This window comes from Frondihabitans sp. PhB161, assembly GCF_003814635.1.
Classification (GTDB): domain Bacteria; phylum Actinomycetota; class Actinomycetes; order Actinomycetales; family Microbacteriaceae; genus Frondihabitans.
Genome location: NZ_RKQW01000002.1, coordinates 395,463 through 417,003 on the forward strand (window position 1 = coordinate 395,463; position 21,541 = coordinate 417,003).

The 21,541-nt window shown below is 67.9% G+C and carries 23 protein-coding genes; 11 read left to right on the top strand and 12 right to left on the bottom strand.

Features of this window, described 5'->3' with window-relative positions; genetic code table 11:
* Positions 1-120 precede the first annotated feature (120 nt).
* The gene (locus EDF39_RS10580) at positions 121-1,395 is read left to right on the top strand and encodes a DNA recombination protein RmuC (RefSeq protein ID WP_123942921.1); all 1,275 of its coding nucleotides are present in this window, start codon (positions 121-123) and stop codon (positions 1,393-1,395) included.
* 97 nt (positions 1,396-1,492) lie between these two features.
* Here EDF39_RS10580 and glpX read toward each other — a convergent pair whose 3' ends face one another.
* The gene (glpX, locus tag EDF39_RS10585; RefSeq protein ID WP_055963206.1) at positions 1,493-2,485 is read right to left on the bottom strand and encodes a class II fructose-bisphosphatase; all 993 of its coding nucleotides are present in this window, start codon (positions 2,483-2,485) and stop codon (positions 1,493-1,495) included.
* 150 nt (positions 2,486-2,635) lie between these two features.
* On the opposite strand from glpX, the gene fbaA reads away from it, so the two are divergent.
* A complete protein-coding gene (gene fbaA / locus EDF39_RS10590; protein ID WP_123942923.1) occupies positions 2,636-3,664 on the top strand; it encodes a class II fructose-bisphosphate aldolase in 1,029 nt (342 codons plus the stop codon).
* Positions 3,665-3,755: 91 nt separating this feature from the next.
* Here fbaA and EDF39_RS10595 read toward each other — a convergent pair whose 3' ends face one another.
* Positions 3,756-4,358 (bottom strand): DUF6264 family protein, encoded by a 603-nt coding sequence (locus EDF39_RS10595; RefSeq protein ID WP_123942925.1) that lies wholly within the window; start codon positions 4,356-4,358, stop codon positions 3,756-3,758.
* A complete protein-coding gene (locus EDF39_RS10600; RefSeq protein ID WP_055963213.1) occupies positions 4,355-5,368 on the bottom strand; it encodes a 4-hydroxy-3-methylbut-2-enyl diphosphate reductase in 1,014 nt (337 codons plus the stop codon). The genes EDF39_RS10595 and EDF39_RS10600 overlap by 4 nt, the downstream gene beginning before the upstream one ends.
* A 132-nt stretch (positions 5,369-5,500) precedes the next feature.
* Here EDF39_RS10600 and xseA point away from each other — a divergent pair, with 132 nt between their 5' ends.
* The 5 genes from xseA to EDF39_RS10625 all read left to right on the top strand — a co-directional run bounded on the left by xseA (position 5,501) and on the right by EDF39_RS10625 (position 9,935).
* Entirely contained in the window at positions 5,501-6,724 is a 1,224-nt protein-coding gene (gene xseA, locus EDF39_RS10605; protein WP_123942927.1) for an exodeoxyribonuclease VII large subunit, read from the top strand.
* A 47-nt stretch (positions 6,725-6,771) separates the two neighbouring features.
* Positions 6,772-7,029 carry an exodeoxyribonuclease VII small subunit gene (locus EDF39_RS10610; protein ID WP_123942929.1) on the top strand — a complete coding sequence of 86 codons (258 nt, stop codon included), beginning with the start codon at positions 6,772-6,774 and terminating at the stop codon, positions 7,027-7,029.
* A complete protein-coding gene (locus EDF39_RS10615) occupies positions 7,026-7,691 on the top strand; it encodes a DUF4245 domain-containing protein (protein WP_055963221.1) in 666 nt (221 codons plus the stop codon). The genes EDF39_RS10610 and EDF39_RS10615 overlap by 4 nt, the downstream gene beginning before the upstream one ends.
* A 94-nt stretch (positions 7,692-7,785) precedes the next feature.
* Positions 7,786-8,388 carry a carbonic anhydrase gene (locus EDF39_RS10620; RefSeq protein WP_055963224.1) on the top strand — a complete coding sequence of 201 codons (603 nt, stop codon included), beginning with the start codon at positions 7,786-7,788 and terminating at the stop codon, positions 8,386-8,388.
* 152 nt (positions 8,389-8,540) lie between these two features.
* Positions 8,541-9,935, top strand: a complete 1,395-nt coding sequence (locus EDF39_RS10625) for an aspartate ammonia-lyase (RefSeq protein WP_123943448.1) — start codon at positions 8,541-8,543, stop codon at positions 9,933-9,935.
* A 90-nt stretch (positions 9,936-10,025) separates the two neighbouring features.
* On the opposite strand, the gene EDF39_RS10630 is transcribed toward EDF39_RS10625, so the two are convergent.
* From EDF39_RS10630 to EDF39_RS10655, 6 genes are all read right to left on the bottom strand, one after another.
* Positions 10,026-10,589, bottom strand: a complete 564-nt coding sequence (locus tag EDF39_RS10630; protein WP_123942931.1) for a prepilin peptidase — start codon at positions 10,587-10,589, stop codon at positions 10,026-10,028.
* A 167-nt stretch (positions 10,590-10,756) separates the two neighbouring features.
* A complete protein-coding gene (locus tag EDF39_RS10635) occupies positions 10,757-12,121 on the bottom strand; it encodes a PhoH family protein (RefSeq protein ID WP_123942933.1) in 1,365 nt (454 codons plus the stop codon).
* A gap of 273 nt (positions 12,122-12,394) precedes the next feature.
* Positions 12,395-13,522 (bottom strand): aminotransferase class V-fold PLP-dependent enzyme, encoded by a 1,128-nt coding sequence (locus EDF39_RS10640; RefSeq protein ID WP_123942935.1) that lies wholly within the window; start codon positions 13,520-13,522, stop codon positions 12,395-12,397.
* A 25-nt stretch (positions 13,523-13,547) separates the two neighbouring features.
* A complete protein-coding gene (locus EDF39_RS10645) occupies positions 13,548-14,357 on the bottom strand; it encodes an isoprenyl transferase (RefSeq protein WP_370275186.1) in 810 nt (269 codons plus the stop codon).
* Between the two features lie 7 nt (positions 14,358-14,364).
* The gene (locus tag EDF39_RS10650; RefSeq protein WP_123942937.1) at positions 14,365-15,318 is read right to left on the bottom strand and encodes a hypothetical protein; all 954 of its coding nucleotides are present in this window, start codon (positions 15,316-15,318) and stop codon (positions 14,365-14,367) included.
* Positions 15,315-15,761 carry a peptidase inhibitor family I36 protein gene (locus EDF39_RS10655; RefSeq protein WP_158613212.1) on the bottom strand — a complete coding sequence of 149 codons (447 nt, stop codon included), beginning with the start codon at positions 15,759-15,761 and terminating at the stop codon, positions 15,315-15,317. Before EDF39_RS10655 ends, EDF39_RS10650 begins: the two co-directional genes overlap by 4 nt.
* Positions 15,762-15,883: 122 nt before the next feature.
* Here EDF39_RS10655 and EDF39_RS10660 point away from each other — a divergent pair, with 122 nt between their 5' ends.
* On the top strand, positions 15,884-16,531 hold the full coding sequence (locus EDF39_RS10660) for a hemolysin III family protein (protein WP_055963245.1): 648 nt from the start codon (positions 15,884-15,886) through the stop codon (positions 16,529-16,531).
* A gap of 61 nt (positions 16,532-16,592) precedes the next feature.
* On the opposite strand, the gene EDF39_RS10665 is transcribed toward EDF39_RS10660, so the two are convergent.
* Both EDF39_RS10665 and mca read right to left on the bottom strand, forming a co-directional pair.
* Entirely contained in the window at positions 16,593-16,895 is a 303-nt protein-coding gene (locus EDF39_RS10665; RefSeq protein ID WP_123942941.1) for a hypothetical protein, read from the bottom strand.
* A 17-nt stretch (positions 16,896-16,912) separates the two neighbouring features.
* Complete coding sequence (mca, locus tag EDF39_RS10670; RefSeq protein ID WP_233573073.1) at positions 16,913-17,797, bottom strand: mycothiol conjugate amidase Mca; 885 nt, start codon at positions 17,795-17,797, stop codon at positions 16,913-16,915.
* A gap of 49 nt (positions 17,798-17,846) precedes the next feature.
* Between mca and EDF39_RS10675 the strand changes: the two genes are divergently transcribed.
* Both EDF39_RS10675 and greA read left to right on the top strand, forming a co-directional pair.
* The gene (locus tag EDF39_RS10675; RefSeq protein WP_158613213.1) at positions 17,847-18,302 is read left to right on the top strand and encodes a DUF4307 domain-containing protein; all 456 of its coding nucleotides are present in this window, start codon (positions 17,847-17,849) and stop codon (positions 18,300-18,302) included.
* Positions 18,303-18,385: 83 nt separating this feature from the next.
* Positions 18,386-18,877: a transcription elongation factor GreA gene (greA, locus tag EDF39_RS10680; RefSeq protein ID WP_123942945.1), complete on the top strand. Its 492-nt coding sequence runs from the start codon at positions 18,386-18,388 to the stop codon at positions 18,875-18,877.
* 93 nt (positions 18,878-18,970) lie between these two features.
* Here the strand turns inward: greA and ilvA are convergent, their stop codons facing one another.
* Positions 18,971-20,212, bottom strand: coding sequence for a threonine ammonia-lyase (gene ilvA / locus EDF39_RS10685; RefSeq protein ID WP_055963253.1), 1,242 nt, complete (start codon positions 20,210-20,212; stop codon positions 18,971-18,973).
* Positions 20,213-20,281: 69 nt separating this feature from the next.
* Here ilvA and EDF39_RS10690 point away from each other — a divergent pair, with 69 nt between their 5' ends.
* Positions 20,282-21,499: a winged helix-turn-helix domain-containing protein gene (locus EDF39_RS10690; protein WP_123942947.1), complete on the top strand. Its 1,218-nt coding sequence runs from the start codon at positions 20,282-20,284 to the stop codon at positions 21,497-21,499.
* The last annotated feature ends 42 nt before the right edge of the window (positions 21,500-21,541 follow it).

The following is a 21,541-nucleotide window of genomic DNA, read 5'->3' on the forward strand; positions in this document are numbered from 1 at the left end:
TGAGCGTACACCGGTTTTGGCTTAATGTCATGACATTATGTCTCAGCTCGGCTGAGGCACCGAAGAGACCGGATCTCAGGATCCGACGGCACTGTCGGTAGCTCCTGCCAGACTCCTCGCATGTCTCCCGTCGTGGCTCTTCTCCTCGGTCTTCTCACCGGTGCGGTGGCCGGTCTCGTGATCGGCCGCCTGCTGCTCTCAGCTCGCGCAGCTGCTGCCGACTCGACCGCCGCCGCTCTCCGCGATCGCCTCGCCGCGCAAGAAGAGCTGCACGCGCGGCAGCTCGAACAGCAGGAGCAACGGGTCGACGAGCTCCACGACCGGCTGATCGCCGCAGCCGAGGCCGAAACCAGGCGCTCGTCATCCGACGGGCGGGTCTTGACGGCTCTCAGCCCGGTCGCCGAGAGTCTGCGAGCCGTGCAGCTCAAGGTCGCCGAGCTCGAACAGCAGCGACACCGGCAGCACGGCGAGCTGAGCGAGCAACTGCGGAGTGCCGCCGAGTCGGAGGAGCGCCTCCGGTCGACGGCCGAGTCGCTCGCGGCCGCCCTTAAGTCGAACAGCACGCGCGGAGTCTGGGGCGAGACGCAGCTCCGCAACGTGGTGCAGGCGGCCGGGCTGCTCGAACGGGTCGACTTCGACGTCCAGACCGGCATCGTGGCCGATTCCGGTGCCCGGCGCCCCGACATGGTCATCCACCTGCCCGGCGGCAAGAACATCGCGGTCGACGCCAAGGTCCCCTTCTCCGCCTATCTCGAGGCGTCGAGCATCCCCGCGACGGCGACGGGGGCCGAGTTCGCGCGTCGGGGCGAGCTGCTCCGCGAGCATGTCAAGGCGGTCCGCGCGCACATCGACGCCCTGTCGAGCAAGGCCTACTGGTCGGGGCTCGAGTCGTCGCCCGAACTCACCATCGCGTTCATCCCGAGCGAATCGCTCGTCTCGTCGGCCCTCGAGGCCGACCCCTCCGTGATGGACTACGCCTTCCAGAAGAAGGTGGCGCTGGCCTCCCCCGTCACCCTCTGGTCGGTGCTCAAGACCATCGCCTTCAGCTGGCAGCAGGATGTCGTCACCCAGGAGGCCAAGCAGCTGTTTGACCTGAGCCGCGAGCTCTATGGCCGGCTATCCACGATGGCCACTCACGTCGACAAGCTCGGCCGGTCGATCCGCGGCACCGTGACCGACTACAACCGCTTCGTCGGCTCGCTCGAGCGGCAGGTGTTGCCGTCGGCGCGACGGCTGAGCGTGCTCGACGAGAGCACCGTCATCGCGGCGTCCCCTCCGATCGACGATGTACCGCGCGATCTCGCTGCGCCCGAGCTCATCGCCGAGCTCGACGCCGCTCCGGCGCCCGTGCCCACGCCTGCCTCCCCACCCGAGCCAACTCCCCCAGCTATCTAGGGCAGCGTTCCCTCGACCGACGAAAACGGGCGGACCCGCCACCGAAGTGGCAGATCCGCCCGAAATGGTCGGTCGAGGGTTCCGACCGGAGAAGCTCTTACTCGCCAAGCCACTTCGACTCGAGGTGGTCGGCGATCACACGACGCTGGGTGCCCGAGTGCGACCGCAGCACGAGCGACTCGGTGCGAATGAGGCCGTTCTTGCGCGAGACACCGGCCACGAGGCCACCGTCGGTGACACCCGTCGCGACGAAGTACGTGTTGTCGCCCGTGACCAGGTCGTCCTGGTCGAGAATCCGGTCGAGGTCGTGCCCGGCGTCGAGGGCGCGCTGGCGCTCGGTGTCGTCTTTGGGCTTGAGCCGCCCCTGGATCACGCCGCCGAGCGCTTTGACGGCGCACGCGGTGATGATGCCCTCGGGGGTTCCGCCGACGCCGACACACATGTCGATGCGCGAGTCGGGGCGGGCGGCGTTGATGCCACCGGCGACGTCTCCGTCGAGCAGCAGGCGCGTGCCGGCTCCGGCCGCGCGGATGTCGGCGATGAGCTGCTTGTGGCGCGGGCGGTCGAGGACGGCGATCTGCATCTCTTCGACTGGGATGCCCTTGGCCTCGGCCAGGGCGCGGATGTTCTCACCGATCGGGCGGGCGAGGTCGATGACTCCGCGACCCTCGGGCCCCGTCACGATCTTGTCCATGTAGAAGACGGCGCTCGGGTCGTACATGGTTCCGCGATCCGAGACGGCGATGACCGAGACGGCGTTCATGCGGCCGGTCGCGGTCAGCGAGGTGCCGTCGATCGGGTCGACGGCGATGTCGAACGACGCCCCGTTGCCCGTGCCGACGTGCTCGCCGTTGAACAGCATGGGGGCTTCGTCTTTCTCGCCCTCGCCGATCACCACGACGCCGTCGAAGTCGACCGTGCCGAGGAATTTGCGCATGGCGTCGACCGCGGCGCCGTCGGCGAGGTTCTTCTCGCCTCGGCCGATCCACGGTGCTGCTCGGATCGCCGCGGCCTCGGTCGCTCGCACCAGCTCCATACCGAGGTTGCGGTCGGGGTGTGTGAACAGGGTGCCTGGCTCCGTAGTCGTCATATTCCGAACTTTACTAGGGCCTCGACTCGATCCCTTCGTGCAGGGTGGGCTTTCGCCTGCACGTCTGTGCATCGTCATCGCGATGGAGCGCCCATTTGGGCGGCGAGTCTAGAGTTGAGCCCGAACGCGCCCGTCATCGAAGGAGAAGTCATGCCCGTCGCCACCCCAGACCAGTACGCCGAGATGCTCGACCGAGCCAAAGCGCAGGGGTTCGCCTACCCCGCCATCAACGTCTCGTCGTCGCAGACCATCAACTCGGTGCTGCAGGGTCTGACCGAGGCCGGCTCCGACGGCATCATCCAGGTCACGACCGGAGGTGCCGACTACTTCGCCGGTCAGACCGTCAAGAACCGAGCCGCCGGCGCCATCGCGTTCGCCAAGTTCGCCACCGAGGTAGCCAAGAACTACCCGATCACCGTGGCTCTGCACACCGACCACTGCCCGAAAGACGCTCTCGACGGGTTCGTGCTGCCCTTAATCGCCGCCTCCGAAGAAGAGATCAAGGCCGGGCGCAACCCGCTGTTCCAGTCGCACATGTGGGATGGCTCGGCGGTTCCCCTCGACGAGAACATCTCGATCGCCGAAGAGATGCTCAAGCGCACCCGTGCAATTAACGCCATTCTCGAGGTGGAGATCGGCGTCGTCGGCGGCGAAGAAGACGGCGTCGAGCACGAGGGCACCAACGACGCCCTGTACACGACCGTCGGCGACGTGACCCGCGTGGTCGAAGCGCTCGGCCTCGGCGACAAGGGCCGCTACATCGCGGCGCTCACCTTCGGCAACGTCCACGGCGTCTACAAGCCCGGCAACGTCAAGCTCCGGCCAGAACTCCTCGGCGAGATCCAGCAGGGCATCCAAGAGAAGTTCGGCACGAAAGACAAGCCCCTCGAGCTCGTCTTCCACGGCGGTTCGGGCTCGTCCGACGCCGAGATCTCGGAGGCCGTCTCGAACGGCGTCGTGAAGATGAACATCGACACCGACACGCAGTACGCCTTCTCCCGCTCGATCGCCGACACGGTGCTCAAAAACTACGACGGCTTCTTGAAGGTCGACGGCGAGGTCGGCAACAAGAAGACCTACGACCCGCGCTCCTGGGGCAAGATCGCCGAGTCGGCCATGGCCGCTCGCGTTATCGAGGCCACCAAGCAGCTCGGCTCGTTCGGCCACTCGCAGGGCTGAGATCCGACGCGAAAGCCCCGCCCACTCGGGCGGGGCTTTCGTCGTCTCGGGCCCTGGAGAATCGACCCCAGGATCCGTGTCGGTGACGCGACTAGACGGCTCCGGTGAACGACGGGTCGCCCATGACGATCGCCACGACGATCAGGCCCAGCGCGAGATTCACGATCACGCCCGGCAGCAGCAGCACCAGCCACGATCGCTTGCCGACTCGCAGGCGACGCAGAGCGACGACCAGCGCGATCAAGAAGACCGGCACCGAGACGATGGCCGCGACAAGAGCGACGGTGTCGAGGATCTCTGTGCTCTGAAAGGTGCCACTCAGGTACCCGAGCTTCGTGAACTCCGACACGTAGCGGCCGGTGAAAGTCTTGGCGTCGAACGCCGAACTGACGACGTCGTAGCCACCGAGAACGGCGAGCAGGACGGTGGCGAAGCGATTGAACGCGGCGCGACGAAGCGCTCGGGGCGGAGGGCCGGCGACGGGGGCACCGGTCGGCGGAGGGGCGTCGAATCGCTGCCGGGCCTCGGGCGGGGCCGGACGTGCGTCGCCCTGCTGACGAGCCGCAGGATCCTGCGCTCGTTGCTCATCGACAGGTGCCGGGGCAACCGGGCTCACCCAGCCCGGCGGCGCGTACTCGCCGTACTCGGGGGCCGGACGCCCCTCGACCCGCACGTCGCCGTCGGGATCGGTCATCGAGTGCGGCCGCCGAGCGCCCGCGAGTCGACGCTGCCGGTCGCGTCTTTGCGGAGCTCTTTGGGCAGCGAGAACATCAGGTCTTCTTCGGCGGTGACGACTTCGCCGACGTCGTTGTAGCCGGCGTCGGAGAGCTCGGCGAGCACCTCGTCGACCAGGACCTCGGGCACGGATGCACCGGAGGTGACGCCGACTGTCTCGACCCCGTCGAGCCACTCCTGCTGGATCTCGGAAGAGAAGTCGACCCGGTAGGCGGCCTTGGCGCCGTATTCGAGGGCGACCTCGACGAGGCGGACACTGTTGGAGCTGTTGGCGCTGCCGACCACGATCACCAGATCGGCGTCTTTCGAGACCTTCTTGATCGCCACCTGGCGGTTCTGGGTCGCGTAGCAGATGTCGTCGGACGGAGGATTCTGGATGTTCGGGAACCGCTCGCGGAGCCGGTTGACGGTCTCCATCGTCTCGTCGACGCTGAGGGTCGTCTGCGACAGCCACACGAGGTTGTCGGGGTCGGCGACCTCGATCTGGTCGACCTCGGCCGGGTTCTGCACGAGTGTCGTTCGATCGGGGGCGTGACCCATTGTGCCCTCGACCTCTTCGTGACCGGCGTGCCCGATGAGGATGATGTGCTGATCCTGCTTCGCGAAGCGGACCGCCTCGCGGTGCACCTTGGTGACCAGGGGGCAGGTCGCATCGATCGACAGGAGACCACGATCGGCGGCTCCCTGGACCACGCTCGGGGCGACCCCGTGCGCGCTGAAGACGATGTGGGACCCCTCGGGAACCTCGTCGACCTCGTCGACGAAAATGGCGCCCTGCTGTTCGAGCGTGGAGACGACGTGCACGTTGTGCACGATCTGCTTGCGCACGTAGACGGGCGAACCGTAGTGCTCGAGGGCTTTCTCGACGGCGATCACGGCGCGGTCGACACCAGCGCAGTAGCCGCGAGGGGCCGCCAGGAGCACGCGTTTGCGCCCGATGACGGGGGTATCCTTTAGCCTGTTGCGCACCGCGGGAACACGCGGCGTCGGAAGGTCTATGGCGAGAGCGCCATTGGTAATTCGGCTCACGAAGCGAGTCTAGGCGGGCCCGGTCCGGTCGGCCTGAGAGTCTCTCGATCAAGCGCCCAGGAGGAGCCCCCTTTGACGATCGTCACACCGCCTCCCACAGCCGAATCCCCCTGGCCGGTGGGGTTGCTCGCCGGCAAGGTCCGTGACTGGATCGACCGGCTCGGCACGGCCTGGGTCGAGGGTGAGATCACGCAGTGGAACTCCTCCGGCGGCAACGTCTACGGCAAGCTCAAAGACCTCGAGATCGACGCGACGGTCTCGTTCTCGATCTGGTCGAGCGTTCGTGGCAAGATCCCCGCCGACCTCAAGCAGGGCGATCGGGTCATCGCGGCGATCAAGCCCAACTTCTGGGTCAAGGGCGGCTCGCTCACCATGCAGGTCTTCGACATGCGCCACGTCGGCATCGGTGACCTCCTCGAACGACTCGAGCGTCTCCGACGCCAGCTCGCATCGGAGGGCCTCTTCGGTGCCGACCGCAAACGGCCCCTCCCCTTCCTTCCGGGCTGCATCGGCCTCATCACCGGCAAAGACAGCGACGCCGAGAAAGACGTGCTGCGCAATGCTCAGCTGCGGTGGCCCTCGGTCCACTTCAAGGTCGTCCATGCGGCCGTGCAGGGCGACCGGATGGTCGGCGAGGTGACCGCCGCGCTGCAGAGGCTCGACGCCGACCCCGAGGTCGACGTCATCATCGTCGCGCGAGGCGGTGGCGATTTCCAGAATCTCCTGGGCTTCAGCGACGAGACTCTCGTACGTGCCGCAGCGGCGGCCACCACTCCCATCGTCAGTGCGATCGGGCACGAGGCCGACCGGCCCCTTCTCGACGACGTAGCCGACCTCCGCGCTTCGACGCCGACCGATGCGGCCAAGCGGGTCGTCCCCGACGTGGGAGAAGAACTGCAGGGTGTTCGTCAAGCCCGTGCCCGGATGGGCTCTCGTCTCACCCACATCGTGAACGTCGAGATCGACCGACTCGGTCAGATCCGCAGCCGGCCTGTGCTCGCCCGCCCCGCCACGATGATCGAGTCTCGAGCCGACGAGCTGGTCCGCTACGTGGCCCGCAGCGAGGAGCTACTGCGGCGAGCGCTCGAACGTGCAGGCACCCGGGTCTCCGAGCTCACCGTCCAGCTTCGCGCCCTCTCACCCGAGTCGACGCTGCGACGCGGCTATTCCATCGTCCAGCTCCCCTCCGGCGCCGTCCTGCGCGACGCCTCCGAAGCCCCCGACTCCACACCCCTGGTGCTGACCCTCGCCTCGGGCACGCTCGGCGCCACCAGCACCGGCCCGGTCTCGGCCTGACCCTCCCCTCCCGATCGACGTCCACCCTCTCTCGATAGGATCACCCCGTGGCACAGACCTCTCCCTCCGACGCCGACGCACGCACCGCGGCGGCTGACTCCACCGCCGTCGCCGACCTCTCGTACGAGCAGGCGCGCGACGAGCTCGTCACCGTGGTGAACGAGCTCGAGCAGGGGTCGTCGACTCTCGAGAGATCGCTCGCCCTCTGGGAGCGCGGAGAGGCGCTTGCTGGCCGGTGCGAAGAGTGGCTTCTCGGTGCGAAAGAGCGTCTCGAGCGGGCACGAGCTCAGGTCGTAACCGAATGAGCAGCGTTCCCCCACCCCCGCCCCCGGTCGGCAAGCAGCGCGCACCCCGTGTCGTCGCCGAATTGGGGCGGCCCGAGACCCCCTCTGAGACGGCCGCCCGCAAAGCCGCCAGCTCGCGTGCCCATCGCGAGAATCAAACGGCCTTCAACCTCACCATCGCCATCATCGTGTCCGTGGGCATCGTGGTGCTCCTCGTCCTCGTCGTCGTGCGGCCGGGGGCCTCGCAGCTCAAAACGATCGATTACCTGAAGGTGGCCGCCGACGCGCAACCCCGGCAGAGCGAAACGCTCGCCGCCCCTCAGCTGCCCTCGGGGTGGACGAGCAACCGCGCCGAGGTCCGGCCGGCCGGCTCGTCGGGCGTCGCCAGCTGGTACGTCGGGCTCATCACTCCGTCCACGCAGTTCATCGGGGTGACCCAGGGCTTCAAGGCCAACCCCACGTGGGTCAGCAACCAGCTCGGCGAGGCTCGTCAGACGTCGTCGAAGACGGTCGGCGGAGTCCGCTGGGCCGTCTACAACCAGCGCGACAAAACAGACGCCGGCAACACCGAATACGCCATGGTCGCAGTCGAGGGTGACTCGACCGTCGTCCTCGCCGGTACGGCCGACGACGCCGAGTTCGACCTGCTGGCCGGTCGCATCGCCGACCAGCTCTCCGACTGACACCAGACCCCGCCCACCTCCGAACACCCGCAGGAGACCGCTCGTGACCACCGCAGACACCCCCACTCGTACGCCCGGCGCCGCCTGGGACGAAATGCGAGCCGGCAACGAGCGCTTCGTCGCCGGGGCGCCCGAGCACCCCCGCCAAGATGCCGATCGACGCGCTCAGCTCGCGGGCGGCCAGACCCCCGTTGCGGCCCTCTTCGGGTGCGCCGACTCCCGCCTCGGTGCCGAGATCATCTTCGACGCCGGCCTCGGCGACCTCTTCGTCGTGCGCAACGCCGGTCAGGTCGTCGGCGACACCGTGATCGGTTCTCTCGAATTTGCCGTCGGCGAGCTGGGCATCCCGTTGATCGTGGTCCTCGGCCACGACAGCTGCGGTGCGGTCGCGGCGGCGATCCAGTCGATCGACGCCGACTCCGAGCCCCAGTCGTTCCACCTCCAGCGCGTCATCGACATGATCGTCCCCTCCGTCAAGCGGGCCCACCGCGCACTCGGCGTCCAGCCGGGCGACGACCACGCCCTCGACCCGCGAGAGGTCGGGCGCCTTCACATCGAGGCCTCGGTCGGCGCCCTCCTGGAGCGGTCGATTCTCATCTCCGAGGCTGTGGCCACCGGTAAGTTGGCAGTGGTCGGGGCCAACTACGACCTCGCCAACGGCCGCGTCGACGTCCACACCGTGGTCGGCGACCTCTAACCGGCGGTCTCGAATCACAGTCCGCTCGTGAGCGGCTTGTCGTCGCCCCGATTCATCCCCGTCATCACCACACCACCAACGCACCGCTCGACGCCCCTACCGGAGCACCGAGCCCACGGAAGGACCACAACGACGTGACCACTACCGACGCCATCAACGCAGCCGAGTACCGCATCGAGCACGACACGATGGGGGAGGTGCGCGTGCCCGCGAACGCCCTCTACAGCGCCCAGACGCAGCGAGCGGTCGAGAATTTCCCGATCTCGGGTGCCGGGCTCGAACCGGCACAGATCGTGGCGCTCGCTCGGATCAAACGCTCGGCGGCCGTCGTCAACGGCGAGATGGGCATCATCGAGCCCGCGATCGCCTCGGCCATCGCCGAAGCGGCCGATCTGCTGATCGAGGGGGCCCACCACGATCAGTTCCCCGTCGACGTCTATCAGACCGGCAGCGGCACCTCGTCGAATATGAACATGAATGAGGTCCTCGCGACGCTGGCCTCGGGGATCCTCGGGTCTCCCGTGCACCCCAACGACCACGTCAACGCCTCGCAGTCGTCGAACGACGTGTTCCCGACATCGGTGCACGTCGCGGTCACCGGCGCGATTTTGCACGACCTCATCCCGGCCCTCGATCACCTCGCGATCGCCCTCGAGAAGAAGGCCGACGAGTGGAGCGGGGTCGTTAAGGCGGGTCGCACCCACCTGATGGATGCCACCCCCGTCACCCTCGGTCAGGAGTTCGGCGGCTACGCCCGCCAGATCCGGCTGGGCATCGAGCGCGTCACCGGCACGCTCCCCCGGGTGGCCGAGGTTCCCCTCGGCGGCACGGCCACCGGCACCGGCATCAACACGCCGGCCGGGTTCCCGCAGCGTGTGATTGCCCTGCTCGCCGCCGACTCCGCGCTGCCCATCACCGAGGCTCTCGACCACTTCGAGGCTCAGGGCGCCCGCGACGGCCTCGTCGAGGCCTCGGGTGCACTGCGCGTTCTCGCCGTCAGCCTCACCAAGATCAACAACGACCTCCGCTGGATGGGCTCCGGCCCCAACGCCGGACTCGGCGAGCTGCACATCCCCGACCTGCAGCCGGGATCGTCGATCATGCCCGGCAAGGTCAACCCGGTCATCCCCGAGGCCGTCCTGATGGTCAGCGCGCGCGTGATCGGCAACGACGCGACCATCGCCTGGGCCGGTGCCTCCGGCGCCTTCGAGCTCAATGTCGCCATTCCCGTGATGGGCACCGCCCTCCTCGAGTCGATCCGCCTGCTGTCGAACGCCACCCGGGCTCTCGCCGACAAGGCCGTCGACGGCCTCGTCGCCAACGTCGAGCACGCCCGTGCCCTCGCCGAATCGTCGCCGTCGATCGTCACGCCGCTCAACCGCATCGTCGGCTACGAGGCGGCGGCGAAGATCGCCAAGCACTCGGTGTCGGCCAAGATGACCGTGCGTGAGGCCGTCGTCGACCTCGGCTTCGTCGAGCGCGGCGAAGTCACCGAAGAGCAGCTCGACAAGGCGCTCGACGTGCTCAGCATGACCCACCCGGGCTGACGCGACCACACACCCTCGATAGCGCGAAATCCGCCCGGCAGCCGAGTGCTCCGGGCGGATTTTGCGCATTCGGCAGACGCGCGTGAGAGGTCACACGACGTTCACCGCCGCCAACGCGACCCAGTACCCGAACAACAGGCACGGCCCATAGGGAATCTCGCCGACCTCTCTCGCGGGGCCGACGCAGCGACTCTTCCGCCGTGCCACTCGACGCAGCCCCAGCCGCAGCCTCACCGCCAGCACCACCGCCCCGCCTGCGGCACCGGCGACGACCATCAACGCCCAGGCGGCATCGGCCCCCACGAGCGCCGCTGAGCCGGCCGCGGCGGCGGCGAGCTTGACGTCACCGAGGCCGACGCCACCGAGGCGCACCGACAGAAGGCCACCCGCGGCGATGAGCGTGGTGACGAGCAGGGCGAGCGCAGGATCCTTGACTCCCGTATCGACAAAGACGGCGACGGCACTCGATCCCAGCACGAGGCCGAGCGCGGGCATCGTCGCGAGGTTCGGCAGGCGTCGCCTGGTGACGTCGGATCGAATCAGGAGCGGCGTCGTGAATGCGAGCCACACCGCGGGCACGAGCGCACCCGGCGGGCTCGGCGCGGCAACACCGAGGAGCGCGAGGACGACTGCGGCGTCTACGAAGGCGATCATGCGTCGACGCTAGAGCGGGGCTCGCGCCGCAGGTACCGGACGGTTCCGTCAGTGGAGAGCCACTCTCCGCTCCGTCCCGGTGGAGACGAAGACGGGCCGGCGACCGGCTACACAGGCGCCCCGAGTCGAAACCCGGGGCGCCTCGTGTTACCAGAGATCGCGGTCGATCAGGCCAGCTCGTTCGACTCCAGCAGCTCGGTCACGAGGGCCGCGATCGCCGAGCGCTCGGAGCGGGTGAGCGTGACGTGGGCGAACAGCGGGTGGCCCTTGAGCGTCTCGATGACCGAGGCGACGCCGTCGTGCCGGCCGACCCGCAGGTTGTCGCGCTGGGCCACGTCGTGGGTGAGCACCACGCGAGAGTTCTGACCGATGCGCGACAGCACCGTGAGGAGCACGTTCCGCTCGAGCGACTGGGCCTCGTCGACGATCACGAAGGCATCGTGCAGCGAACGCCCGCGGATGTGCGTGAGCGGAAGCACCTCGAGGATGCCTCGCTCCAGCACCTCGTCGAGCACGTTCTGCGACACGATCGCCCCGAGGGTGTCGAAGACCGCCTGCGCCCACGGGTTCATCTTCTCGCCCGCGTCGCCGGGCAAGAAGCCGAGGTCTTGCCCGCCGACCGCGTAGAGCGGCCGGAACACCATGATCTTCTTGTGCTGCTGCTTCTCGAGCACGGCTTCGAGGCCGGCGCAGAGAGCTAGCGCCGACTTGCCAGTGCCCGCGCTGCCGCCGAGCGACACGATGCCGACCTCGGAGTCGAGCAGCAGGTCGATCGCGAGTCGCTGCTCGGCCGAGCGGCCGTGGAGCCCGAAGACGTCGCGGTCGCCGCGGACCAGCCGGACGTGGCCGCGAGACGTGACGCGGCCGAGAGCGGACCCGCGGTCGGAGTGCATGACGAGCCCCGTGTTGACCGGCTGCTCGGCCTCGCGGGTCGAGATGTGCTCGTCGTCGTAGAGCCTCTTCATCTGCTCGGCCGAGATCTCGACCTCGGCGATGCCGGTGTAGCCGGAGTCGACGATCTGCTCGGCCCGGTACTCCTCGGCCGAGAGACCGATCGACGCCGCCTTGACTCGCAGCGGCAGGTCTTTCGAGACGACGACCACGTCGAGCCCGTCGGCCGAGAGGTTAGATGCGACGGCGAGGATCCGCGAGTCGTTGTCGTCGAGACGGAGGCCGGAGGGGAGCACCGACATGTTCGAGTGGTTGAGCTCGACCCGCAGCGAACCGCCCTCGCCGACCTCGACCGGAAAGTCGAGTCGTTCGTGCTTGACGCGGAGGTCGTCGAGCAGCCGGAGCGCCTGGCGGGCGAAGTAGCCGAGCTCGGGGTCGTGGCGTTTCTTCTCGAGCTCGCTCACGACGACGACCGGAATCACCACCGACTGTTCGGCGAACCGGAACATCGCCTGGGGATCGCTCAGCAGCACCGACGTGTCGAGCACGTAGGTGCGCTGACCCGTGGCCGGCACCGCCGCCCCGCTCGAAGCTGAGGTTGCCTGGGGAGTGACTTCGAATGCGGTCACGACCGACTCCATCTCCGGGTGAAGAACACCCGGTACCTACCCTCGAGTCGGCCATGGAGCAAGAGCTAGACGAACTTACGTGGCCGTCTCGACCGGGTGCCTTACCCGATGGCTTGAAGCTACGTCAGCCCACCGACATCCCACAAATCCGACACACCGTGCCGGGGTTACGGGCAGATTAACGCGCGCCACAGGGGCCCCACGAGGGAGCAGGGCCAAGGGACGAGGATCCGAGCGGCGTCTGCCGGATCCTCGTCTCCGGTCAGCCCCCGAGCCGAGAGACGGTCAGTAGTGCACGGTCGTCGCGTACGACGTGAGCGCCCCCCGCAGGGCTCCGAGCGTCTCGTCGCCCGTCGAGACGTGCGCGCTGAGTCGCACCATGCCGTCACGGACGGTCGCGGTGATTCCGTGGTTGATGAGCGAGGCGGTGATGGCCGTCACCTGCGGCGGCTCGGGCTGAAGCACGACGATGCCGGCGCGCTCGCTCTCGTCTCGCGAGGAGATGACGGGAAGCGCGAACTCGTCGGCGAGGTCGATGATCGACGACACCGTCTCGGTGATCGCCCCGGAGATGGCGCCGACTCCGACGTCGGCGATGCCTTCGAGAGCCGTCGCGAAACGGGCCTGCGCGATCGGGTCGGTGCGCGTGACCTGGAAGGCGGCAGCACCCTGCAGGGGCGGCGGTACCTCTTCGTACGACGAGCCGAGCGGAACGATCGTGCCGGTGACTCCGCTGATGAGCGGAACCAGGTCGGTCGCCGCGCGTTCGCTCAATGCGAGGAAACCTGTTCCCCAGCCCGCCCGAACCCACTTCTGCCCGCCCGCCACGACGACGTCGGCCAGCTCGTAGGCGGCCTCGACGACTCCGAAGCCCTGGATCGCGTCGACGATCAGCAGCCGGTCGCCGATCACGTCGCGAATGCCCTCGAGATCGCTCCGGTAACCGGTGCGATAGTCGACGAGACTCACCGCGACGGCGGTGGTGGCAGGCGTGAGGTTGTCACGAACCACCTCGGGGGTCACGACCCCCTGCGGCGGCTGCATCGTGATCGAGTCGACCGAGTGCAGAGCCTGGGCGGCTCGCTGCGCCGCGACGGGGATGCTCGGGTACTCCCGCGCGGAGTAGAGCACCTGTCCGGTCAGGCCGAACATCGCGTGGAACAACCCCATCGAGGCGTTGGGCTGGAACACCACCCGGTCGGTCGGGAACCCGGTGAGGCGTCGAACCGCCTCGCGCACGCGGATGTCTTGCTCGTCGAAGACGCTCCCCGCGCCGTACCGACCTCGGGCGTGGATCTCGCCGAGGGCGTTCTGCTCGGCCAAGACGGCCTTGCTCATGGGCCCGAAAGAGGCGAAGTCGAGGTACCCCGGATCTTCTGCGAAACCCTGGCGGTACTCGTCGATGGTGGTCACGCGGGCTCCTTGTATGCGAACGAACCTAACTACCGTACCGGCGGTGGCGGTTCGCGAAGTCTCGGACGGCCCGCAAGAAGTCGACCTCGCGCAAATCCGGATAGAAGGCCTCGACGAAATAGAACTCGCTGTGCGCGCTCTGCCACAGCATGAAGTCGCTGAGGCGCTGCTCCCCCGAGGTGCGGATCACCAGGTCGGGGTCGGGCTGTCCGCCCGTGTAGAGGTGGTCGGCGATGAGCTCGGGGGTGAGCACGTCGGCGAGGTCGTCGATGGTGCCGCCGCCTTCGCCGTGGGCTCGCACGATGCTGCGCATGGCGTCGGCGATCTCGCGCCGGCCACCGTAGCCGACCGCGAGGTTGACGTGCAGACCGGCATGCTTCGCCGTGCCCGCCTCTGCCTCCTGAAGCGCAGAAACCAAGGATCCGGGGAGCCCGTCGACCGACCCGACGTGCTGCACCCGCCAGTCGCCCTGCTGCGACAGGTCGTGAGCCAGCTCGGAGATGATGTCGACGAGAGCTTCGAGCTCTTCGTCGTGGCGGTTCGTGAGGTTGTCGGCCGAGAGGAGGTAGAGCGTGACGACATTGATGCCGAGCTCGTCGCACCAGGTCAAGAACTCGCGGATCTTCGCGGCACCGGCACGATGCCCGTGCGCCGCGGTCTCGAGCATGCGCTGCTTAGCCCAGCGGCGGTTTCCGTCGACGATCATCGCGACGTGGTTCGGCACCTCGGCTTCGGCGAGGCCGCGGCGGATTCGGCGCTGGTAGAGACGGTAGGCGAAACCCCGGCCCACCGGCGTCTCGGCCGTGTCGCCGCCGCCTGATCGTCGCCGTGAAATCACGCTCTTACGGTAGCCCACTCGTCTGAGCCGGGGTATCCGCCTCCCGGGTGATGGACGGTGCCGCGCGGATGACGCCGCGCTGCTCCAGGTACGCATGAATGCGTCGGTGCTGGGCATCGAGTCGCGCCCTGATCTTCACGAGGCGGTCGGCGTACTTCTCCACCAGCTTCGCCTGGATATCCCACTCGGTGTCGTAGATGGCTTCGGCGTAGCCGCTTGATTCTTGGCACCCGGCGTCGGCCGTCGCGATCCTGATCTCGTCAGCGCTCGCCTTCTCTGTGGGTGGCGCATCGGCGTCGAGGCCGAACATCGCACGAAGGGAGGGTGTCGGCATATCTGCCGGGTCGGAGCCCAGATCGGCAATACCGAGCGGAGCCATGCAGTCGGCCCAGCGCCCGGCGGCGGCGACCACCCCGTGGTCTGCTCGGGCGCGAGCGTAGGCCTCGGCCGCGAGCTTCGTCGCGAAATGCGAGATCGGCTTGTCGAGCCCGAGACGCCGGTCGGCGCGCTCGGCACAGGCAGTCCAGGCCTTCTCGCCCGCTCGATCGAGGCGCGGTTGCCGAAAGAGCTCGTCGATCTTTCGCTGGTCGAGGCCGCCCTCGCCGATCTGCTGGTGATACCCGAAGGTACGCGCGGTCTCGGGAGTGAAGATCAGGCGGGTGACGGAGTTCCAGCTGGCGTTTCCGTCAGGACGCACCGTGCGGGGCGCGACGGACCACTTCTGGCCGGCCGCCTTCATGCAGGTGCCGATCGCGAGGTCGCGGGCATAGTCGCGGTTGCCGGTCTCCGTCTCGACGAAGGCGTCGGTCGGCATGACCATTCGGCTGCGGTCTTTGGCCGGCAGCCGGACGTCGTGGCGGCCCGTCTCGGGTTCGCTGCAGGCCAGTGCACCGAAGGCCACGACGAGGGTGACCGCCACGCCCGCCAGTGCGCGGCGAGCGCGGGGCCGGGCAGTCATTGCGCGACGAATTTGCCGGAACTGATGCGGTTGTCGAACACCTTCGTGATCGTGCCGCCCGCATCGCCGAGATAGCGGTCGCCGGAGCCCCGAGGGAGATCGATCGACGGGCCTTTGAAATTGGCGTCTTGCCAGAAGCGGACGGTCTGGTACCGACCCTTGTTGTAGACGGAGGTGGCGATGTCGTCGGCGTTCCACTGCCCCGAATCGCCGACACGCACCAGACGGAGATCGCTGACCGAGTTCGCGAAGCTCGTGCGGATTCCGCCATAGCTCTTCGCGTCGTAGAGACAGGCCGAACCGAGCGCACAGGTGCCCGGCGCGGGCGAGGTCGCGCGCGAGACGGCGCTGGCGGAGGCCGGGCTGGCGGCACCGATCGCGGCCGCCGCACCGGTGAGAGCGGCCACCGCGCTCACGAACATCCTCTGGCGAATGGACTTCATCGTTCTCCCTCGAGTCGTCGCCCGGCTGGGCCCCTTCATTCTATGGAACGAGAAGTGTCACATGCAAATACAGGTCTGTGAACTCCTGGCGGATAGCCAGAAAAGCCCCCTACGATCGGTGGATGACCGCTCTCAGCACCCAGCTCGAGGTCAAACCCACCTGGCGCGGGTGGATTCACGCCGCGACCTTTCCCGTGGCGATCGCCCTCGGCGTCGTCCTCGTGAGTCTGGCCGTGGGCACACCGGCCAAAGCATCGACGGCGGTGTACTTCGGCACGTCACTGCTGCTCTTCGGAGTGTCGGCGACCTACCACCGCTTCAACTGGAAGCCGAAGGCGAAGCTGCTGCTCAAGCGCCTCGATCACTCCAACATCTTCCTGCTGATCGCCGGTACCTACACTCCCCTTGCCGTCTTGAGCCTCCCGCACGACAAGGCGGTCATCCTGCTCTGGCTCGTCTGGGGCGGGGCCTTCGCCGGCATCGCCTTCCGCGTCTTCTGGACGAGCGCGCCCCGCTGGCTCTACACCCCGCTCTACGTGCTCCTCGGCGTGGGTGCTCTGCTCTACGTGCGCGAATTGATCGCCAACAACCCCGCGTCGATGATCCTGGTTCTCGCGGGCGGGCTCCTCTACATCATCGGAGCCGTCTGCTACGGCACGAAGCGTCCGAATCTCATCCCGGGCGTCTTCGGCTTCCACGAGCTCTTTCACGCCCTGACCGTGCTGGCGTTCCTCTGCCATTGGACGGCCGTGCTGCTCGTCGCGATCTAGCGCCGCTCTCGCGGGTTCAGCGAGTGGAGCCCGGGTCGTCCGTCTCGCCGCTCTCGCGGGTTCAGCGAGACGAGCCCGAGTCGTCCGTCTCGCCGCGCAACTCGTCGTCGAGCCCGGCGGCCGCCCTCGCGGCCTCCTCGCGCTCCGCCTCGATCTGCTCGCGCACTTCGCCCCGATAGCGGGTACGCCGCACTCGACGTGTCATGTCGACGATCAAGAACACCGTGGCCAGGGCGACGCCGAAGATCGCCAGGAACCCGATCCATCCGGGCGTGACGACGCTGTCGGGGACGGTCTGGACCCCCGGTGAAGACGGGTTGCCGGTTTCGGCAAGGATCCTCGTCGCCAGTGCACTGACTGACACCGATACAGCCAACACGCTCACTCGGTCACGCCCGCGAAGAGGTCGGTCTCGGGCAGCGTGGTCTCGACCTTGGAGTCGATGAGCTGGAAGTCTTCGGTCGGCCAGACCCTGGCCTGCAGCTCGTGGGAGTGCAAGAAGAAGAATCCGGTGGGGTCGACCTGGCTCGCGTGCGCTCGCAGCGCATCGTCGCGCGCCGGGAACGAATCGGCGACGTTCACATGTGTTGTCGACGGGTCGGCTCGTTCGCCCCAGCGTTCGAACATCTCATCCATCTGCGTGAGCACGGGAGAGTCGGGGGTCTCGACCTTGATGGCCTCGTAGATCGCCCTCATGCGCGTGGTGTTCATGATGCGGTCGTAGTAGAGCTTCGACACCTGCCAGGCAGGGCCCGCGTGGGGGTAGCGCGCGGGGTCGGCGGCAGCCTCGTAGGCCGCGACCGAGACCTCGTGGGTGCGGATGTGGTCGGGGTGGGGGTAGCCGCCGTTCTCGTCGTAGGTGAGGAGCACGTGGGGCTTGAACCGACGCACGATTCGCACGAGCGGCTCGGTCGAGATCTCGAGGGGAATGGTCGCGAACGAGTTGACCGCGACGCTCTCGCCCTCCTCGGGCAACCCGGAGTCGCTGTACCCGAGCCAGACATGGTCGACACCCATGGCCTCTTGAGCGCGGGCCATCTCGAGGATCCGCAGCCCGGCGATGTCCCGCTCGGCGTGCGCCCGCGCCTCGAGGTGCTCGTTGAGGATCGACCCCTGCTCGCCTCCCGTGCAGCTCACCACCAAGACCTCGACCCCGGCCTTGCGGTAGTGAGCGTACGTAGCGGAGCCCTTGCTCGACTCGTCGTCGGGATGGGCGTGGACTGCCAGCAGGCGCAATGGCACGGTGGTACCTCGGATCTCGGTCACGGCCAGCGTTGCTAACCTCTACCCAAGGATAATCGGACGGAGACCGCAGGTGGCGCCCACCCCCTCGAGCAACAGCACGAGCGCACCGCAGTCGTCGGCAGCACCCGCGGGCGACAGCAAGCTCGACGTCCGTTACGGCCGCACTCGCGCCTTCCGTCTGCGGCGTCGCTGGATCGCCGCAATCGCCGGCGGCGTGGTCGTGGTCGTCTTCGGAGCCTGGGTGCTCTTCGCAGCCTTCGATGGCACGAGCGCCACCATCGAGTCGAACGACGCCGGGTATGAGATCCACGACGCCCACTCAGCAACCGTGCGCTCGCAGATCAGCGTCGATCCGGGCACGAAGGTCGACTGCTCGATTCAGGTGCTCAACTCGGGCTTCGACGTGGTCGGCTGGAAGGTCGTCCACTTCCCCGCATCGATGAGTCAGAACAACACCTACACGACCGACCTCAAGACCATGAACCGCGGAGTCACGGGCTTGATCGACAAGTGCTGGCTGCCGTAAACTCTCGTGATTCCCGCTCGAGACCGGCCACACGGCCGGTCTCCTTTTTTCAGCCACCCACCCTTCGGGGTATTGGAGCAACCATGAGCAACGCAGAAACGACCACCTGGCTCTCGCAGGAGGCCTACGACCGACTGGCCGCCGAGCTCGAGACTCTCAGCACTTCGGGCCGCGACGAGATCGTCGGCCGCATCTCGGCCGCGCGCGAAGAGGGCGACCTGAAAGAGAACGGCGGCTACCACGCGGCCAAAGACGAGCAGGCGAAGATCGAGGCGCGCATCCGCACCCTGATCAACCTCCTCAAGACGGCAACCATCTCGGAGGGCGCGGCCGACACCGGCATCGTCGGCCCCGGCATGCTCATCACGGCGACCATCGCCGGCGACGAGTCGACGTTCGTGCTCGGCAGCCGCGAGATCATCGCGCCCGGCAGCGACCTCACCGTTTACAGCCCGACGAGCCCGCTCGGCGAGGCGATCGAGGGCAAGAAGGCCGGCGACTCGACCTCGTACACGGCTCCCAACGGCAAAGAGATCGCCGTCGCGATCTCGTCGGTTGCGCCCTACAGCTTCTAGCACGTCACGACAGAGGCCCAGGATCCCACGCGACTCGCGCTGGATCCTGGGCCTCTGTCGTGCGGACGCTTCAGCGTTGCAGACCGTTAGCGCCTACGAGGCCGCGGGCTGCGGCGTGAAGCCATTGTCGCGCAGACGCTCCATGACCTGCTCGGCGTGATCGGGGCCGCGTGTCTCGACGCTGAGCTCGAGCTCGACCTCGCTGATCTGGAGGCCGCGGCCGTGCCGGGTGTGCAGCACCTCGACCACGTTCGCGTTCGCCTCCGAGATGATCTCGGAGACGCGGGCGAGCTGACCCGGCCGGTCGGGAAGCATGACGCGGAAGTGCAGGTACCGGTCGCTGGCGGCGAGGCCGCGGCTGATCACTCGTTCCATCATGAGCGGGTCGATGTTGCCGCCCGAGAGCACGATGACGGTCGTTCCGGTCGGCTGCACCTGCTCGGTGAGCACGGCGGCCACGCCCACGGCTCCGGCGGGCTCCACGACCTGCTTGGCCCGTTCGAGCAGCACCAGGATCGCGCGGGCGGTGTCGTCGTCTTTGACGGTCACGACCTCGTCGACGACGTCGCGGGCGATCGCGAAGTTGAGCACTCCGGGCTTGGCCACGGCGATACCGTCGGCGATTGTCGGCGTGGGAACGACCGCGGTCGCCTCGCCCAGCTTCATTGAGATCGCGTAGGGCGCCGAGTTCGCCGCCTGGACGCCGACGATGCGGATCGTTCCGCCGGTCTCGCGCCGAGCCTGGGTGACCGCACTGGCCACCCCGGCGATGAGGCCGCCGCCGCCGATGCTCATGATGATCGTCTCGACGTCGGGCACCTGGTCGAGGATCTCGAGGCCGAGCGTGCCCTGGCCCGCGATCACGTCGGGGTGGTCGTAGGGCGGGATGAAGACGGCGCCGGTCTCGTCGGAGAACTCTTTCGCCGCTCGCAGGGCGTCTTCGACGGAGTTGCCGCCGAGCACCACATCGGCGCCGTAGTCGCGGGTCGCCTGCAGCTTCGGCAGCGCAACGCCGACCGGCATGAAGATCGTCGCCGTGATGCCGAGCTCGCGAGCCGCCAGCGCGACGCCCTGTGCATGGTTGCCGGCACTCGCCGCCACGACGCCGTGGGCGCGCTCGTCGGCGTCGAGCTGCGACAGCCGGTTGTATGCCCCGCGGATCTTGTACGAGCCCGTGCGCTGGAGGTTCTCGCACTTGAGGTACACCTTCGCGCCGAGCGCCTGACTCAAGAAAGACGAGCTCTCCATCGGCGTGACGTGCGCCACGTGCGAGACGCGCTCGCGGGCTTCTCGGAACTCGGCAAGTGTCGGGCCAGCCAGGGTCACATCCGTCATGGAAGAAGTGTAGGCGGCGAAACCCCGATTGAGGATCCGTATGTCGGTAGCGGCATCTATCCTCAGACCGTGCTCCCGTCCAGCGTTTCTCCCGCTCTCGCCCGTCGCGTCGCCCTGGCGGCGCAAGGGTTCGGTCGCGTCCCTTCCGGGCCCGTGGCGACGCGTCAACTCAACACTCTCATCGATCGTCTCGGCCTCTTGCAGATCGATTCCGTCAACGTGTTCGAGCGCAGCCACTATCTGCCGATCCACGCCCGGCTCGGATCCTTCGATCGGTCTCTGCTCGACCGACTCACCTTTGCCCGAGGGGGCCGCTACACCGAATACTGGGCGCACGAGGCGGCGTTCCTCCCGACGACCGATTGGCCGCTCTGGCGCTGGCGGATGGAGCACTACCGCGACTACTACGCCGCCCGGCCCGACTCGTGGGCGTCGGCCAACACCGCGACGCTCGACTGGTTGCGGGCGGAGCTTCGGGCATCCGGGCCCCTGCCTGCGAGTGCGATCGAGGCCGATGCCGTGATCGGCGCCGAGTCGACCGCCCGGCGGGGTCCGTGGTGGGGCTGGAGCGACGTCAAGCAGGGCCTCGAGGTGCTGTTTCGCACGGGCGAGGTCGTCAGCGCCGGTCGCACCCGCTTCGAGCGCGCCTACGGTCTTCCCGATCAGGTACTGCCCTCAGCGGTGCTCGATCGCACGGTCTCGCGTGCCGACGCGCACCGGGCGCTCGTCTCGCACGCCGCCCGGGCGCACGGTATCGGCACCGCGTCCGACATCGCCGACTACTTCCGGCTCAAGGCGGCCGACGTCGCTCCGGCCTTGGCCGATCTGGCCGAGGCCGGCGAGATCACTCAGGTCTCGGTTGACGGCTGGGGCCGGCCAGGGTGGCTGCACGCCGAGGCGAGACTGCCCCGACGAATCGAGGCCGACGCAGTGCTCTCGCCGTTCGACCCGATCGTATGGGAGCGCGCGCGGGCCGAGCGCCTCTTCGGGTTCCACTACCGGATCGAGATCTACACGCCGCAGCCCAAGCGAGTCTTCGGCTATTACGTGCTTCCGGTGCTGCAAGACGAGGCGCTGGTCGGTCGGGTCGACCTCAAAAGCGACCGTCAGGCCGGAGTGCTGCGGGTACAGGCGGCGTGGCATGAGGCGGGGCAGACAATCGACGTCGAGCGGTTGGCGGCCCTGCTCCGCCGGACGGCCGAGTGGCAGGGCCTGGAGTCACTCGAGGTGATGCCGCGTGGCGACCTCGCGCCGGCGCTGACTGCTGCCGTCCGCGCCCTCTCCTAAAGAAAGCGCCTGAGCACTCGCCGGGTTCGCTTCAGAACTGCA